Below are 17,291 nucleotides of genomic sequence, written 5' to 3' on the forward strand. Positions count from 1 at the left end.
GCGTTGAATAGTCTACGCCGCAGTTAGCAACCTCCCGCGCAAAGGAGCGTGAGTCATGGCCTATGTCATCGGCGTGGACGTGGGCGGCACGTTCACCGACGCGGTTCTGGACGACGACGCCGGGACCGTGCTCGCCGCCAAGTCGCCGTCCACCCCGCCGGACTACTCACGCGGTGTGCTGGACGTGCTCGGACTGCTGGCCGAGCAGCTCGGCCGGTCCCTGCCCGAGATGCTGGCCGACACCCACCACATCGCGCACGGGACGACGTCGTCGCTCAACGCGCTGGTGACCGGCAACGTGCCCCCGGTCGGGTTCCTCACCACCAAGGGCCACCGCGACTCGATCTTCATCATGAACGTCGAAGGCCGCTACCTCGGCCGCGCACCCCACGAACTCCAGCACGTGCTCGGCCAGGCGAAGGACCACGGGCTGCTGCCGAAGCGGCACGCGCTGGAGGTGACCGAACGGATCGACCGCGACGGCGCCGTCGTCGTCCGGCTCGACGAGGACGAAGCCCGCGCCGCGATCCGCGCGCTGCTGGCCGACGGCGTCCGCGCGATCGCCGTGTCGCTGCTGTGGTCGTTCCGCAACCCGGCGCACGAACAGCGGATCCGCGAGCTGATCGCCGAAGAGGACCCGGACGTCTTCGTCGCGCTGTCGTCGGAGGTGAGCCCGCGCATCCGCGAGTTCGCCCGCAACGCGACCACGATCATGAGCACCCAGATCGGCCCCGGCCTGCGCGACTACCTCACCGCGCTCGAGGACTCCCTGCGCGAGAACCGGCTTTCCGGGCCACTGCTGGTGATGCAGAGCAACGGCGGCGCCGTCGCCGCCCGCGAGGCGCCGGCCGCGGCGATCAGCACCGTCGGCTCCGTGCTCACCGGCGGCGTCATCGGCTCGGTCGCGCTCGGCCGGCAGCTCGGCCACCGCGACATCATCTCCACCGACGTCGGCGGCACGACGTTCCTCGCCGGCCTGGTCGTCGACGGCGAACCGGTGCGCGACACCACCACCGTGATCAACCACCACCCGATCAACGTGCCCACGCTGCGGGTCGACGCGATCGGCTCCGGCGGCGGCGCGATCGCGTGGCTCGACGCCGGCGGCAACCTGCGCATCGGGCCGCGCAGTGCGCAGGCCGTGCCGGGCCCGGCGTGCTACGGCAACGGCGGCACCGAGCCGACCAACACCGACGCCAACCTGGTGCTCGGCATCCTGCCCGAGCGCGGCCTGCTCGGCGGCCGGAAACCGCTTTCCCTGGAGCTGGCCCGCGAAGCGATCGACACGAAGATCGCCAAGCCGCTGGGCCTCACCGTCGAGGAGGCCGCCGCCGCGATCTACACCGTGCAGAACGCGCAGACCGGCGACCTGCTGCGCAAGACCGTCGTCGAAGCCGGGCACGACCCGCGCGGGTTCGTGCTCTACGCCTTCGGCGGCGCGGGCCCGGCGCACTGCGCGGGCTACGCGGCCGAAGTCGGGTGCACCGAGGTCGTCGTCCCGCTCGGGCCGGTCGCGTCGGCGTTCTCCGCGTTCGGGCTCGCGTCGTCGGACATCGTGCTGGCGGCCGAGCTGTCCGACCCGCTGAACGTGCCCTTCGACCCGCAGCGCGCCGAACGCAACTTCGACCGGCTGGAGCAGCAGGTCCGCGAGGGCCTGGACCGGCAGGGCCTGAAGTTCGAGAAGGTCGAGCTGTACCGCGAAATCGACATGCGCTACTCGATGCAGCTGGCCGAGGTCACGACGCCCGTTGTTCAGGGACCCCTGGACACGGCGGCGATCGAGGAAGCCGCGACCGGCTTCGAAGAGCGTTATGCCGCGCTGTACGGCAAGGACGCCGGCTTCCGCGAGGCCGGGATCCAGGCCATCACCTTCCGGGTCCGCGGCGTCGGCATCCTGCCGTTCAGCCCGAAGCTGCCCGAGGTTCCCGCCGCGGATTCCCCCGCCACGCCGGCCGGCACCCGGCCCGTCTGCCTCGACGCCGCCGCCGGGTACGTCGACACCGCCGTCTACGACTACCGGGAACTGCGCAGCGGCCACGTGCTGGCCGGCCCGGCGATCATCGAGGTCCCGACCACCACGGTCGTGGTGCCCGCCGGCTCCACCGGCACGGTCGACCACCTCGGCAACCTCACGATCAGGAGCGCCGCATGAGCATGCCCATTCCTGGCTCGGAGCAGTTCTCCAGCCGTCCCGTCGACGTCGACGAGCTGCGGCGGTCACTGCCGTCCACTTTGGACGTCCACAGTGTCACCCAGGACCAGATCGACGCCCTCGACCCGCTGACCTACGAGGTCGTCCGGCACCGGCTGTGGTCGGTCACCGACGAGATGGGCGAGGCGCTCAAGCGCATGTCCGGCTCGCCGATCGTCACCGACGCCAACGACTTCGACTTCGCCATCTCCGACGAGCTCGGCCAGGAGGTGCAGGTCGGGCTCTACAACACGATGCTCGTCGGCGCGGTCGACCTCGCCATCTACTGGACGCTGCGCCACCGTTCCGCGAACCCGGGCATCGAAGCCGGCGACATGTTCCTCACCAACGACCCGTGGGTCGGCGGCGGCCTGCACCAGAACGACGTCATGGTCTACCAGCCCGTCTTCCACGACGGGAAGCTGTTCGCCTGGACCAGCGCCATCGCCCACCAGCCGGACCTCGGCGGCGTCGGGCTCGGCTCCTTCTCCCCCGCCGCCGAGGACGTCTTCTCCGAGTCGCTGCCGACCCCGCCGGTGAAGGTCGTGCGCGGTGGGCAGCTGCAGCGCGACGTCGCGGACCTCTGGGTGCGCCGCTCCCGCGTGCCGATGCTCGTCGGGCTCGACCTGCGCGCGAAGGTCGGCGCCAACAACGTCGGCGCCGAGCGGCTGCACGCGCTGATCGCGCAGTACGGCCCCGACACCGTCAAGGCCGTCATGAAGCGGATGATGTCCGACGCGGAAAGCCGGTTGCGGGACAAGCTTTCCGCGCTGCCGGACGGCAGCTGGTCGGCCACCGGGTACCAGGACCAGTCGCACGAGGGAGACCGCGGCCTGCACAAGATCACGGTCACCACCACCAAGACCGGCGACCACCTGAGCTTCGACTTCACCGGCACCGACCCCCAGGCCGGCGTCATCAACTGCACCTACGCCGGCATGCGCGGCGGCGTCATGCTCGCCATCCTGCCCATCCTCGCGGGCGACATCCCGTGGTCGGCGGGCGGGCTGATGCGCTGCTTCGACCTCGTCACCGAGGAGGGCACGCTCAACAACGCGACCTTCCCCGCCGCCGTCGGCCGCGGCCCGATCGGCCCCGCCTGGCTCACCGGCAGCCTCGTCGCCGAGTGCCTGGCGCAGATGCTCGACCGCGACCTCGAGCTCGGCAAGAACGTCCAGGCGACCTGCTGCGGCACGTGGGACACGGCGGTCATCGCCGGGCTCGACGAACGCGGCGAGACCCCTGCGCCGTTCCTCAGCATCCTCATGGAGCCGATGGCCGGCGGGTACGGCGCGCGCCCCGACGCCGACGGCATCGACACCGGCGGGCTGTTCTGCATCCCGATGGGCCGCGTCCCCGACGTCGAGATGACCGAGTTCCTGTACCCGGTGCTGACGTTGTGGCGGCGCGAGGTCCCCGACTCCGGCGGCCCCGGGCGGCACCGCGGCGGGCTCGGCGCGTCGATCGCGATGACCCCGCACGGCACGAGCATCCCGATGGGCCTGGTCCTGGCGTCCGCGGGCAAGGCCGTCTCGCAGAACAACGGCCTCGCCGGCGGCCACCCGGGCAACAGCGGCCTGGACGTCGTGGCGCGCCAGAGCCGGATCGCCACGCTCCTCGCCGACGGCCGCCTGCCGTCCACTTTGGACGAAGTGAGCGACACTTTGGAGCCCGGCCAGAACTACGCCTCGAGCTACCTCGCGCCGGGCGAGGTATTCGCGATGACGTGGCAGGGCGGCGGGGGCTACGGCGACCCACTCACCCGGGAGCCCGCGGCCGTGGCCCGCGACCTGCGTGAGGACAAGATCACGGCGGACGCGGCCACCGCCGTCTACGGCGTCGTCCTGTCCGACGGCGAGGTGGACGAACCCGCGACCACGGCCGAACGGCAACGCCGCCGGAACGCGAGGCGCGACCGTTCCCAGGCGTCGGCGTCGCTGGGCAAGACGGACCTGACCGGCGCCCGCCGCCTCGACGACAACCTCGTCGAGCCCGCCCAAGGGGGCCTGGCCTGCGGCCACTGCGGCGAGCACCTCAGCACCCCGGACGGCGAACCGGCGGTCGCGGTCCACGAAGGCCCGCCCTCGGACGCCGGACCGCAGATCATCGCGAACGCGGCCGACTACGTCGACGCTCGCGTGGTGTTCCGCCAGTACTGCTGCCCGTCCTGCTGGACGGCGCTGTACTCCAGCGTCGTGCCGGCCGAGCACCCCAACACGCTGGCCCTGCTCGGGCACCGCACCGGTTAGCCGACCCGCCGGTCGCCGGGGCGGGCGTGCACCCCCGCCCCGGCGAGCGGCGGCACGGCACACCGCACCCACACGAGGCGCACGATAAAACACGTCTGGCGGTGTACCGGACCCCGCCGGTGCCCTTGCCTGGAGAAGCGACACGACCGGGTCCGGTGGGAGACCACGCGCCACGGGCCGACGGATCTGCTGGTGGGGCGGCGATGATCTGGTGACAGCCGACGACGGTCATGGCCGCGGGCTGGTCAGGAGATACAAGCGCCGGCCCGAGGACGTACCGCCCGGCGAAGCCGCGGATCTCAGGCGGCGCCACGACTCGGGCGAATCCCTGGCCAAGCTGATGGACGGTTTCGAGGGCAGCTACCGCACCCTGCGTGCGGTGCTCCGCTCCACAGGTGTCGTCTTCCGCCCGCCACCGACCACACCACCCGCTCCGCCAGGCCTCGCCGAGGTCTATCTCAGCGGCAAGTCGCTCGCGGCCACCGGCGAGGAGTTCGGCCTCACGCCCGGCGTGGTCGGCCGCATGCTCGACAACGCCGGCGTTCCGCGGCGGCGGCAAGGACGACCGGCCAACCCCCACTCGAGCGAGCCGCAGGACACCTGAGCGCGCCGCCGGACGCCGTCAGCACAGCCCGGCCCTGGTCTTCCTGAGTCACGGCCGGAGACGGAGGGGGTGTACTCGCGTCTCCTGCCCGCGCGGAAAGGCGGGCCGCCGGATCAGGTCCGTCGGTCCGGGGCCGGCGCCTAGTAGAAGCGCCACCACGCCGGCATGAGCACCAGCAGGCCGAACGCGAACATGCTCAGAGCCATGATCTGGGCCTGGTACCGCTTCACGAGTCTCCTAGGTCCGGCGGAGCTGGACCGTCACATCAAGTGGACCGTCCGCAAGTTATTGCGCCGAGACCTTAGCGTGGCCATCCGAGCCGGAAACTCCCGGGGTCCACCTTTTCAGCTACAGGCAACCCGTCCGCGCGGCGGAACCGACACCACGCCGACCCCGGAGATCGGTATCCGCACGCGGACCCTACCCCATAGAGTGACCACAGATGCCGGAGAGTAGTCAGCGGAAGAGGCGGAAGAACCCGCGCACCTGCTCGACCAGCGACTCCGGCTGCTCCAGCGCGGCGAAGTGGCCCCCTCGCGGCAGTTCCTCGAACCAGCGCAGGTCGGTGAACCGCAGCTCGGCCTCCCGCCGCGACGGGCGGGTGATGTCGCGCGGGTAGACCGACAGCCCGGACGGCGCGGTGACCTTGTCCCGGAAGCTGGCGAAGCTCTCCCAGTACAGGCGCGCCGACGACGTGGCCGACGCGGTGAACCAGTAGACCGAGATCTCGTCGAGGATCTGCTGCCGCGACACGGCGTCCTCGGGACCGCCGTTGTTGTCCGTCCAGGCCTGGAACTTCTCGGCGATCCAGGCGGCCTGGCCCGCCGGCGAGTCGGTGAGGCCGTAACCGAGCGTCTGCGGCCGGGTCGCCTGCTGCCCCGAGTACCCCCGGCCGGTGCGCTGGAACTCCTTCGCCGCCTCGAGGTTCGCCAGCTCCGACGGCGTCGGGTCGTCGAACGTGCCCGCCGCCACGGACCCCAGGTTCAGGTGCACGGCCGCGACCCGCTCGGGCGCCACCTCGCCCAGCGCGCCAGACACCGCCGAGCCCCAGTCACCGCCCTGCGCGCCGTACCGCTCGTACCCCAGTGACACCATCAGCGCGTCCCAGGCACGCGCGGTCCGCGTGACGCCCCACCCGGTCGTGGTCGGCTTGTCGCTCCAGCCGTACCCGGGCAGCGAGGGCGCGACCACGTGGAACGCGTCCGCCGGATCGCCGCCGTGCGCGCGCGGGTCGGTCAGCGGGCCGAGGACGTCCAGGAACTCGAGCACCGAACCCGGCCACCCGTGCGTGAGCACCAGCGGGAACGCGTCCGGCTCCGGCGAGCGGGCGTGCACGAAGTGGATGCCCAGCCCGTCGACGGTGTCGCGGAACTGCGGGAAGACGTTCAGCCGCGCGGCGAACCCGAAGTCGTAGTCCTCGGCCCAGCTGCGGCACAGCTCCTGGGTGTAGGCCAGCGGGATGCCCTGCGACCAGTCGTCCACCGGCTCGGGCTCGGGCCACCGCGTCCGGCGCAACCGTTCCCGCAGATCCGCGATCTCGGCTTCGGTGACACTGACCTCGAACGGCTCGGCCGCCACGGCGGCTCCCTTCGTCGGTAGGATGTGACACGTAAAAGCTCCTTCGAATGTCACCGTACGGACCGGCCAGGAGACACGTCAAATGATGGACACGTGTAACAGACCATCGGCGGTCCAGACGGCCGTCGATCTCGCCAACACCCTGAGGCCGGTCAAGGGAGACGACACACTCGAGACCGTGGAGCAGCTCCAGGCGTTCCTCGACACCCATCCGGCCGCGGCGGACAGGACCGGCCCGCGCCTCACCCGCACCGACCTGGCCGAGGTCCGCGAGCTGCGCGACACGGTGCGTGCCGTGCTCGAACGAGCGAGCACCGACGCGGCCGGAGCCGCAGCCCTGATCAACGACGGCCTGCGTCACAACCGCGCCACCCCGGCCCTGCGCCACGATCACGACCGCTGGTGGACCGAGGTCACCTCCGACACCGACCGCTGCGCGGCGCACCTGGCCGCAACCACGCTCAGCGCCCTGGCCACCGTGATCACCACACTCGGCCCGGCGCGTCTCGGGGTGTGTGCCGGTCCGACCTGCCGGGCCACCTTCGCGGACCTCTCACGCAACGGCTCGAAGCAGTACTGCACCCGAACCTGCGCGCACCGAGCCAGCGTCGCGGCCTACCGGAGCCGGAACAACCCACGCTGAAGGCCGGCACCTGCCGGGTCGAGCAGGCGTCCCCCGGACACCTCAGTTCCGGCCGTCGGCGCCGCCCCCGACACGACCCAGCCGCAGTCGCGGCGGCGGCATGGCCACCGTGTCGCGCTCGCCCTCACGAGCCGCCGGAATCAGCGGCCCGCCGGCGTCCAGTTCGGCCAGCAGGGCCTCGATCTGCCGCGCCTTCGTCACCCGCTCCCGCCCCCGGTACAGCTCGGCCGCTCGCTCCCACAGCGACCGCGCGTCTTCCCGGTTCCCGTGCGCGTGCAGGATTTCCGCGAGCACGGCGAAAGCCCGCGCCTGACCCGTCGCATGGCGCGATCGGTCGGCCAGCTGCACCGCCCGGCCCGCGTGCCGCAGCGCCATCCGGTCATCACCCTGGGCGTGCCGCAACCGGGCCAGCACCGTGTTCAGCTTCATCGCCGCGGGAAGGTGCTGCCCCTCGTTCACCAGATCCGACGCACACCGGCACTGCCGCTCCGCGTCGGCGAACCTGCCCAGCCGGACGTACAGCTCGCCCAACGCGATGTGCGACTGGATCTGCCCCGCGACGTCGTCCATGCCGGCCCGCCGAGCCAGCCCCTCCTGGTACAGCCGCAGCGCGTCCTGTTCACGCCCGTGCTGTTCCAGCAGGGCATCAGCCAGCCGATGCGCGGCAGCGGCCCAGCGCTCGGGCTCACCCAGCCCGCGTGCGAGCTCGAGCGCCTCCTCGTACATCGACGTCGCCTCCTTGGCCCGGTCGGCGTGCAACCGCCCGCGCGCCAGGTTCAGCAACACCGAAATCCGGCCGATCACGATGCCGTGGGCATCGACGAGTTCCAGGGCTCGTTGCAGGAACCGCTCGGCCTCGCTGTCGTTGCCGACCAGCAAGAGGACATGACCAAGGTCGTTCAGGCTCGAGGCCTGGGCCGGAACGTCGCCGGCCGCGGCGGCAGAATCCGCGGCGACGGTCAGCCCGACGATGATGTCGTCGTAGAAACCATGCCTGTCCAGCACGTCTCCGGTCACCGACGGAATCATCCAGGCGATGTCGTGCCGGCCGTGCCCGGCGGCGACGCGTACGGCACTGGTCAGATTGGCCCGCTCCCGGAGCAACCATTGCCTCGCCGGGACCGCGGAGCCGAACAACGGCTTTTCCGCGGGTACCAGCGTCTGCGGCAACGGTGGCCGTTCCTTGTGCGGGTACAACAGCCGATGTGCTTCGAAGGCGGCCTGCAGGTAGAACTCGAGCATGCGCTGCCGAGCGGCGTCCACATCGGACAGCCGCCCGGCGAGGGACGCGGCGAACACGTGCAACAGGTCGTGCACGCGGTAACGATCCAGGTCGGCCGGATACTCGATCAGGTGCGCCGCCACGAGCACGTCGAGCGACCGCCGCACCGCCGTCACGCTCCGCCCGTCCGCTGCGGCGAGCGCCTCGGTGCTCACCTCCGCACCCGGGTGCAACCCCACCACGGCGAACACCCGCTGCTCAGCCGGTGGTAACGCCCGATACGACACCGTGAACGCCGACCGCAGGCTTCGGGCGGGCAGGTCGCCCTCGTCACCGAGATCCAGCAGCATCTCCGCGTCCTGCAACGAGTTCGCCAGGGTCGCGAGCCGGGTTCCGGTTCGAGCCGCCGCGCGGTCGGCCACCAGGGTCAGCGCCAGCGGATTTCCCTGGCACATCCTGATCAACGCGGCGACACCGTCCCGGTCGTGCCGTGCCCGCTGCCCGATCCGGCGGACGAGAAGACCTCCCGCGTGCCGCGGATCCAGCGGCAGCACCGTGACCACCGGCGGCGTCAGCTTCGCCGACAGCGACTTCAGCTGCCACCGGGACACGACCACCACCGTGCACGACGCCAGGACCCCGATCAGGGAGTCCACCTGGTCGGTGCTGCGGACGTTGTCCAGCACGATCAGCATCGGCCTCCGCTCCAGCAGGCGCGTCAGTTTCGCCGCGCGTGCCACGGGGCTCACGACTTGATCCACCGGGTAGTCGAGCAGCGAGAGCAACGTGTCCACGACTTCGCCGGCTTCGGCGCGCCTGGCCTGGCTGTCTCCGCGCATGTCCAGCAGCACGACGTTGTTCCGGTAGCGTCCCGCGGCTCGATGCGCCCACCGCACGGCGACGGCGGTCTTCCCCACTCCGGGGCCACCGGTCACCACCACGACGCCACGACGCGGGCGCCCGGCCGAATCCGTCGTGAACGCGTCGAGCTCCACCAAGAGCTCGTCGCGGCCGTCGACGTGCTCCAGGTCCGGCGGCAGGTGCCGCACGACCGGCACTTCCCCGGCCTCCGCTCGCGGGTCCGGCACGGGTGCACGAGGGAAGATCCCCTCACCGCGGATGATCACCTCGTCGTGGACGGCGAGCAGCTCGTCCGCGGCGCGCAGTTCTCCGGCCTCGCGATAGCGGCGATGCGTCGCGAGAAAGTAGTCGGTGGCTTCCGACGGGCGCTCGGCGGCCGCCAGCGCACGAACCATCAGCTTGGTGAGGCTGAGCTGCATCGGATGAGTGCGCTGCAGCTCGCCCAGCCGGCCGACCGCGGCCGCCGCCTGGCCGGCCGCCAGCTGCTCGGTGGCGAGGAACGCGTTGGCCGGTATCCACTCCGACCTCAGCCACCCGGTCCGCCACCGCTCGGCCGGCTCGGTCTGCAGGTCCGCCAACGGCGTGTCCCGCCACAAGCCCACCGCTTCCACCGCCTGCGCGTGTGCTCGCTGCCCCTGTCCCGCGTCACGGAATCCGCGGGCCTGGGCCATCGCCCGGGCGAACCCGACGTGGTCGATGCTTTCCTGGGCCACCTCGAGCAGGCAACCACGCTTGCTCGCCTCCACCCGGGCCGGCACCTGGTAGGTGTCGAAGACCTGCCGCAGCCGGGCCGCGTACTGGTGGATCGTCGTCAACGGGTTGCGGGGCGGCTGCTCGTGTTCGGCCCACACCCACGCCACCAGTTCATCGACCGGCACCCGGTGGTTCGCCGAAACCAGCAGCGCGGCCAGTACCTGCCGCACCCGGGGGCTGGACCAGTTCACGTCCACATTCCCGTGCAGGCGCACGGCCGTCCGGCCGAGAATTCCGAACACGAAATCCATTCGTACCCCCCTCGTCACGGCACCCCGATGCCGCAGCCCTCGCACCCATCCGATAATCACATTCCCGCCCGGAAAATACCAGGTCACAAACGTGACAGAACGCCGCTGACAACCGATGATGATCGATTGTCAACGACCGGATGAACAGGCCGGAAGGCAATTCTCAAGATCCTCCGGAAACTGGTGACGGATACCGGACACCACCGAAGGAGCACACGATGAGCCACGATCCCGTCCCGCGCCCTTCGGCGTCACCCGAGGCCGCCACCGCGCACTGCACGATCATCGGGCTCGACATCGAGGGCTTCGGCCGGCACGACCGCAGCAACACCAACCGCCTGCGAATCAGGAAAGGCCTCTACCAGGCCGTCCAGAACGCCTTCGACGCCGTCGGCATCGCGTGGGTGTCCTGCCGTCACGAAGACCTCGGCGACGGCGTGCTCATCCTCGTTCCCGCCGACATCCCCAAGCCCCTGTTCGTCGACGAGTTGCCCGAAACCCTCACCGATCAGGTGCGCCGGTACAACGCGTCACACCCGCGGCAGGAGAAAATGCGGCTTCGGCTCGCGGTGCACGCCGGTGAGATCAGCTACGACGACCACGGCTTCACCGGCGCGTCGATCATCCACACGTTCCGCCTGCTCGACGCCCCCGAGCTCAAAGCGACTCTCGCCGCGAACGCCGCGCTCCTGGCCATGGTCAGTTCCGCGTGGTTCTTCGACGAGGTGATCCGGCACAGCGAGTACAGCAACTCCACCTGCTATCACCGGACCGACATCACCAACAAGGAGACCACCACACAGGGCTGGATCCGGCTGGTACCGGCGCGACGGAACACACGCCGGCGAATTCAAGCCCACAACATCGACGGGCCGGCCGCATAGGCGCCGGCTCGTTCCCGGCGGTGTCAGGGTTTTCCCGCTCCCCCGCGCGTTTCCTGGTGGCTCTTGCGGTCGGCCACACGCCTCCGCCACGCCTTCAACTGCGCGTCACGCGGCGCATCCACAACAGACGACGTCGGCGCGTCGAAAACCATCGTCGGACGCTTCCCGTCCCAGCCGCGCCAACCCGGATCCCCCGTCGACGCGAACGCCACCCAAGCCGCGTGCATCTCCTCCGCCAGCTTCTGTGGTGCCTCCGGGCCGGTCAGCGGCGTCCAGTCCGGCGACGACAGCCGGTCGAACACGAACGGGAGTTCCATCACGTGCGCCGCGCCCAGGTTCTCCACCTGGCTCTGCCAAGCGAACTCGTACACGTAGGTCGGCGCCGCGCCGCGGGCCAGGCGGGCGTCCGCGGTGCGGTGCAACGGGATGCGCAGCAGCAGGTCGACCACGATGGTGCCGAACAGCTCGCCGCGCCCGGCCGACGGGTACGCGATGCGGTAGGCGCGCAGCACCCGGCGGCCGATGCGGAACCGCAGCCGGGCCGCCGTGAACAGCAGCCGGCCGACCCGGTCGATCAGGCCGGACGGGACGAACCACAGCCGGTACTCCTCGGCCGTCCAGCCCAGCAGCACCGGGATCGGGTCGCCAGCACCGTCGAGGATCGCCTCCAGCGGCCGCCGGGGAACGATCTCGTCGCCGATCGCCGCGCTGTAGCCGGCGCCGCCGGTCAACGGCGTCGAACCCGCCATCACCGCCGCCTCCGCCGCCAGCAGCCGCTCCGGCGGGATGCCGGAGAACGCCGCCCGGGTCGGGGCGACACCCAGCTTCCGGGCGATCTTCCGCGTGATGCGCCCGGCGCTCTTGCGCGTGCTCGCCATCGGGGCGCCGCTCTGGATCACCACCCGGTCGAACAGCTCGGCCGCCCCCGGCTTCGCCAGCAGGGTCCCCAGCGCGATCGCGCCCGCGGACTCGCCGAACGCCGTCACGGTGCCGGGGTCGCCCCCGAACGCGGCGATCTCGGCGCGGACCCAGCGCAGCGCCGCCACGACGTCGCGCAGGCCCACGTTCGCCGGCGCGTCCTCGAAGACCGAGAAGCCTTCGGAGCCGAGCCGGTAGTTGACCGACACGAACACCACGCCGTCCCGCGCGAAGGCGGTGCCGTCGTAGCCGTCGAGGGCGTTCGAGCCGTGCGCGAACGAACCCCCGTGCACCCACACCATCACGGGCCGGTCGCGGGCCCCGGCGGGCGCCCACACGTTGACGTTGAGATACTCCTCCCCCGGCGTGACGACGTTGGCGAGCAGCCGCGCGGTCTCGGCGCTGTACGGGTTCTGCGGTGCCGTGGGCCCCATTACCGTCGCGTCGCGCACGCCGTCCCAGGCCGGTACCGGAGCCGGCTCGGCGAACCGCCGCTGCCCGACCGGCGCCGCCGCGTAGGGGACGCCGAGGTAGCGGTCGATCCCGTTCTCCCGCGTGCCGCTCAGCCGGCCGCCGGAGATCCGGACGGTGGGCTCCGAAGTCATGCTGGTGTCGCCTTTCCGGTCCGCAGGTAGAAACAGTTGTCCTCGAGACGCATTGTCGGTTCCGGGTGCGTGATCCGCACGCCGTAGCTGTAACCGTGCGAGTGAACTTCCAGCCCGCCTTCGACGGCGACGACGTCCACCTTGCCGTCCCCGACCTCCAGCTCGCCCAGTTCCGCGAAGTGCTTCCGGGCCGAAGGGAAGGCACTGTCGGGGCTCGACGCCCAGGCGTGGTGCGCGGCGTCCTGCCGGACGTGCCCGGTCCACACGACCTTCGAGGTGCCGGGTGACGCCGAGCCGGTCACGCGCTCGACCCGCCAATCCGCGCCGTCGAAGCGGCCCAGTTCGACGTCGATCGCGACCGTCGCGGCCGAACGGGTGTTGTTGACCAGCCACAGTTCCACGGCGTCCCCCACCGCCCGGAAGCTGGCCGCCGGCGGCGCCGACGCGCGGGCGACCGCGTAGTAGGCGGCCTTGGGGACGCCGTCGACGTCGACGAGCGACCAGCTCATCGCGGGCCAGGTGTCGTTGAACTGCCAGACGAGGGCGCCCGCGGTGTGCGGTTGCCGCCGCCGGAAGTGCTCGATCGCGAAGGCCATGCCCTCGGCCTGCACCGCCTGGGTGAGGGCGGTAAATTCGTCCACATCGGACGGAACGCCGGTCGTGACCTCGAGCAGCGCGTCCCCCTTGTCCGGCGGATCGTCGGTGAGGTGCCGGTCGAAGATCTCGTCGTGCAGGGCGACGCCGGGCAGCCACCGGTCCAGGGTGCCGCGGTCCGGGGCGGAGAGGATGCCGAACTCGCTGACGAAGCGGCCGGTGTCGTCGGCGTAGCGGCGGTAGTGCCGCACGTCGCCCGGTGTCGGGTACTCCGGCGATCCGGTGGCGAACCCCGGGGCGACCAGCCCGTGCCAGACCTCCCAGTCGTGCCGGTCGCCGTCGCGCACGCCGTTGACGCCGTCCTCGCCCACGGGCTTCCCGGCCAGTACGGCACGAGCCCGTCGTGTTCGGTGACGGCGCCGGGCAGGACCTCGTGGAAGATCCGCCGGCCCCAGTCGCCGTTCTCCTCGCCGTGGTTGCGGATCAGGTGCAGGACCTCGACCTCGTTGTTGCCACACCACAACGCGAGGCACGCCCGGTTGCGCAGTCGGGCGACCTGCGCCCGAGCCTCGGCCGCGACCTCGGCCCGGAACTCCGCCAAGTCGCCGGGGTATTCGGTGCAGGCGAACATGAAGTCCTGCCAGACGAGCACGCCCGCTTCGTCGCAGGCGGTGTAGAAGTCGTCGTGCTCGTAGACCCCGCCGCCCCAGACGCGCAGCATCGTGAGGTGGCCGTCCCGGGCCTGGCGGACGCGCTCGCGCAGGAGGTCGCGGTCGCTGGAGCCGACGAACGGGCTCGGCGGCACCCAGTTGGCGCCGCGCACGAAAAGCGGGAAGTCGTTGAGCAGGAAGCGGAAGAAGCGGCCAGGCTCGACGGGGTCCGCGCCGCGGTCAAGGGTGATGGTGCGCAGGCCGACCCGGTCCTGGACGACGTCGAGGAGGACGCCGTCGGCGGTCAGCTCGATCCGGACGTCGTGCAGCGCCGGCTCGCCGAGGTCGTGGGTCCACCACAACACCGGATCGTCCAGCTCGACCTCGGTGGCGCGGGAGTGGTCGGCCGCCAGGTCCGTGACGCCGACGCGGTGCCCGGTGAGGACCGCGCGGTGCTCGGTGCTCAGCCACACCGGACGCCAGATCCCTCCGGACGGCAGCCGGGGCGCGAACTCCCAGCCCCAGGAGAAGCCCGCCTTCCGCAGCCCGCCGGGGACGATTGTGGGGAGCCGCACCGGATGCCGCGGCGCGCCGGGGTGTGCGCCCGCACCGGAACCGCGGCAGGTCAGCCGGACGCGGGTTGCAAGCTGTTCATGAGCAGGCCGAGGGCGAACTCGAAGCGGTCATGTCCGGTGCCGGCGACCGGCTCGGCGACGTGGCGTCGAGCCTGCGGGAATTCTCGGCCGGCAGTGCGGTGAAGCGATCCAGCAGTCCTCGTGGCCGAGCACCCATTCCTGGTCCTCGTGCCGGCGCCGTTGGACAGTGCGTCGCGGGTCCAGCCGGCCGTTCTCGGTTCGATGCCGGCCGCCAGCAGGATCGCCGGCACTCCCTCGCCGACGACGTCCAGGGCGGCGTCGGTGATCGGCGGCCATGCCGGTCACGGTACTTGACAAGAACTAAGTTCGTTAAGTAGAACCTAGTTCGTAAGTACGAACTAAGTTCGTTCATCGAAGCGGAGGTAGTCGGATGCGAGTGTCCGTTGTCGGAGCCGGCCTGGGTGGCCTGGCTCTCGCGCAGGGTCTGCGTGGCGCCGGGATCGAAGCCGAGGTGTTCGAGCGTGACCCCGGGATCACCGCGCGGTTCCAGGGCTACCGGCTCGTGCTGAACCCGACCGGTTTCCGGGCGGTGCGCGAGTGCCTTCCGGTGCGCTGGCACGCGCTGCTGGACGAGATCGTCATGGACGCCTCCGCGGAGCAGCTGATCCTCGACCCGCAGCTCACCGAGATCGGCAGGCTCGGCGCCGGCCGGACCGGCACCGTGGTCGACCGGCAAGTGCTGCGTCACCTGTTGCTGACCGGCCTCACCGTGCACACCGGTGCCGCGCTGACCGGCTACGACGTGCTGGCCGACGGCACTGTCCAAAGCCGGTTCGCCGGCCGCGACCCGGCACGGGCGGACCTGCTCGTCGGCGCGGACGGCGTCAACTCCGCGGTCCGCGGGGTGCTGTCGCCGCGGACGTTCCCGACCGACACCGGCGTCCGGTTCGTCATCGGCCGCACCCCGCTGACCGACGAGTTCGCCTCCCTGGACAGAGCCTACGGCTCGAAGATCACCGGTGACGGCGTCAGCCTGCTGCTCGGCGCGATGCGCTTCCGCACCCCGCCGAAGGAGGCCGCCGAGCGACTGGCCCCCGAAGTCTCACTGCCCGACATCGGCGACTACGTGCGCTGGGCCATGATCCTGCCGCCGAACGGCTCGCTCGAGAGCCTGTCCGCGCAGGACGCCGTGCTGTCCAGAATGGACGGTTGGCACCCGGAGCTGCGCGCGCTGGTCGAGCAGGCCGACCCGGACAACAGCACCCTGCTGTCCATCCGGGTGGTCGAGCCCGGACAGCGCTGGGCGGCCGGCCCGGTCACGCTGCTCGGCGACGCGATCCACGCCACCTCCCCCACCGGCGGCAACGGGGCGAACACCGCCCTGCGTGACGCCGACCTGTTGCGCCGCTGCCTCGTCAAGGCCGACGAAGGCCGCCAAGACCTGCTCGACGCGATCGACGACTACGAACGGCAGATGTTCGAGTACGGCACCGAAGCCGTGCGCAACAGCCTCGAGAGGCTGCCCGCCTTCGCTCCCGAGGCGACAAATTCCTGAGGTCGAAACGCACGTCGCCCGGCCAAGCACGGGCCGCCAGCCGCTGCGTCACCGGCAGGACGAAGAACAACCCGGAAATCAGCACCATCACCGAGACCGGACCGGCCTTCCACCACGTGTGCGGCCGCGCGATGACCCCCAGCACCCACACCGCGAGCACCATCAACGTGATCAGCGCGGCCTGGCTGGTGTCACAGCCGGGATGCACCAGGACGTAGGCGACGAAGCAGGCCACGGCGATCGCCACCCCGGCCGGAACGGCCATCCGCAGCACCCGGCCCACGAACCCGCCACGCGCACGGTCGTTGTTGGGGGCCAGCGACAACACGAACGCGGACAGGCCGATGGTGAACCAGCCGATCACTCGCCGCCCCTCGCCCACGAACTGCGGCAACGTCGCGAAAGCGTTGTCCAGCAACACGATCTGGGCCACCGATCGGGTCGCGGGGCTACCCGCCCCCATCGCGACACCGACGTCCGCGTCCTTCAGCGCGAGGACGTCGTTGACGCCGTCGCCGGTCATCGCGACCGTGTGCCCCCGCGACTGCAGGGCCGCGACCATGGCCCGCTTCTGAGCCGGGCTGACCCGTCCGAACACCGTGCCGGTCTCCACCTCGGCGGCCAGCGCGCCGGGATCCTCGGCCAGCTTCCGGGCATCGACCGGCGCCTCGGCTCCCGGCAGCGCCAACACGCGAGCGACCGCGCCCACCGACGCGGCGTTGTCGCCGGAGATCACCTTCACCGCCACGCCTTGCGCGGCGACGTAGCCCAAGGTCTCGCGTGCGTCACCGCGGATCTTCTGCTCCAACACCGTCAGGGCGACCGGGGTCACCTCGCCGGGCGCTCCCGGCCCGGCCGAGCAGCAGCACCCGCAGCCCCTGCGCGCCGATCCGCTCGGCTTCGCGCGCTCCGCCGCGCCGTCGGGCAGCAGGACGTCGGGTGCGCCGAGCACCCACGTGCCGGTTTCACCGAAGTCCGCGCCGCTCCACTTCCGGGCGGAGGAGAACGGTACGACCGTCTTCGCGACCCAGCCGGGCGCGGGTGGGCAGGCCTGCGCGATCGCTTGCAGGCTCGCGTTCGGACGGGGGTCGGCGGCCGTCGTCCGCTCTCCAGCCAGGCCCGTTCCATCGGAGCACT

10 protein-coding genes and 2 pseudogenes are annotated in these 17,291 nt (G+C 71.3%); 6 read left to right on the forward strand and 6 right to left on the reverse strand.

What is annotated here, in order from left to right:
• Nucleotides 1-55 precede the first annotated feature (55 nt).
• The 3 genes from VA596_RS23795 (at nucleotide 56) to VA596_RS23805 (ending at nucleotide 5,044) form a co-directional block, all read left to right on the forward strand.
• Complete coding sequence (locus VA596_RS23795) at nucleotides 56-2,152, forward strand: hydantoinase/oxoprolinase family protein (protein WP_323330146.1); 2,097 nt, start codon at nucleotides 56-58, stop codon at nucleotides 2,150-2,152.
• Nucleotides 2,149-4,440 (forward strand): hydantoinase B/oxoprolinase family protein, encoded by a 2,292-nt coding sequence (locus tag VA596_RS23800; RefSeq protein ID WP_323330148.1) that lies wholly within the window; start codon nucleotides 2,149-2,151, stop codon nucleotides 4,438-4,440. The genes VA596_RS23795 and VA596_RS23800 overlap by 4 nt, the downstream gene beginning before the upstream one ends.
• Nucleotides 4,441-4,651: 211 nt before the next feature.
• The gene (locus VA596_RS23805) at nucleotides 4,652-5,044 is read left to right on the forward strand and encodes a hypothetical protein (protein WP_323330149.1); all 393 of its coding nucleotides are present in this window, start codon (nucleotides 4,652-4,654) and stop codon (nucleotides 5,042-5,044) included.
• 456 nt (nucleotides 5,045-5,500) lie between these two features.
• On the opposite strand, the gene VA596_RS23810 is transcribed toward VA596_RS23805, so the two are convergent.
• Nucleotides 5,501-6,622 (reverse strand): epoxide hydrolase family protein, encoded by a 1,122-nt coding sequence (locus VA596_RS23810; protein ID WP_323330150.1) that lies wholly within the window; start codon nucleotides 6,620-6,622, stop codon nucleotides 5,501-5,503.
• Between the two features lie 85 nt (nucleotides 6,623-6,707).
• Here VA596_RS23810 and VA596_RS23815 point away from each other — a divergent pair, with 85 nt between their 5' ends.
• Nucleotides 6,708-7,265: a CGNR zinc finger domain-containing protein gene (locus tag VA596_RS23815; protein WP_323330551.1), complete on the forward strand. Its 558-nt coding sequence runs from the start codon at nucleotides 6,708-6,710 to the stop codon at nucleotides 7,263-7,265.
• A gap of 42 nt (nucleotides 7,266-7,307) precedes the next feature.
• On the opposite strand, the gene VA596_RS23820 is transcribed toward VA596_RS23815, so the two are convergent.
• Nucleotides 7,308-10,352, reverse strand: a complete 3,045-nt coding sequence (locus VA596_RS23820) for an AfsR/SARP family transcriptional regulator (RefSeq protein WP_323330152.1) — start codon at nucleotides 10,350-10,352, stop codon at nucleotides 7,308-7,310.
• A 218-nt stretch (nucleotides 10,353-10,570) separates the two neighbouring features.
• Here VA596_RS23820 and VA596_RS23825 point away from each other — a divergent pair, with 218 nt between their 5' ends.
• Nucleotides 10,571-11,236: a hypothetical protein gene (locus VA596_RS23825; protein ID WP_323330153.1), complete on the forward strand. Its 666-nt coding sequence runs from the start codon at nucleotides 10,571-10,573 to the stop codon at nucleotides 11,234-11,236.
• Nucleotides 11,237-11,259: 23 nt separating this feature from the next.
• Here the strand turns inward: VA596_RS23825 and VA596_RS23830 are convergent, their stop codons facing one another.
• The 3 genes and pseudogenes from VA596_RS23830 to VA596_RS50680 form a co-directional block, all read right to left on the reverse strand.
• Complete coding sequence (locus VA596_RS23830; protein ID WP_323330154.1) at nucleotides 11,260-12,759, reverse strand: carboxylesterase/lipase family protein; 1,500 nt, start codon at nucleotides 12,757-12,759, stop codon at nucleotides 11,260-11,262.
• Complete coding sequence (locus tag VA596_RS23835; RefSeq protein ID WP_323330155.1) at nucleotides 12,756-13,724, reverse strand: hypothetical protein; 969 nt, start codon at nucleotides 13,722-13,724, stop codon at nucleotides 12,756-12,758. Before VA596_RS23835 ends, VA596_RS23830 begins: the two co-directional genes overlap by 4 nt.
• Nucleotides 13,725-14,317: 593 nt before the next feature.
• A pseudogene (locus tag VA596_RS50680) lies at nucleotides 14,318-14,578 on the reverse strand (hypothetical protein); the annotation flags it as partial.
• 451 nt (nucleotides 14,579-15,029) lie between these two features.
• Between VA596_RS50680 and VA596_RS23845 the strand changes: the two are divergent.
• A complete protein-coding gene (locus VA596_RS23845) occupies nucleotides 15,030-16,154 on the forward strand; it encodes an FAD-dependent oxidoreductase (RefSeq protein ID WP_323330158.1) in 1,125 nt (374 codons plus the stop codon).
• 31 nt (nucleotides 16,155-16,185) lie between these two features.
• Here VA596_RS23845 and VA596_RS23850 read toward each other — a convergent pair.
• Nucleotides 16,186-17,250, reverse strand: a pseudogene (locus VA596_RS23850) (HAD-IC family P-type ATPase); the annotation flags it as partial.
• Nucleotides 17,251-17,291: the final 41 nt, after the last annotated feature.

Source organism: Amycolatopsis heterodermiae (genome assembly GCF_034929455.1).
Classification (GTDB): Bacteria; Actinomycetota; Actinomycetes; order Mycobacteriales; family Pseudonocardiaceae; genus Amycolatopsis; species Amycolatopsis heterodermiae.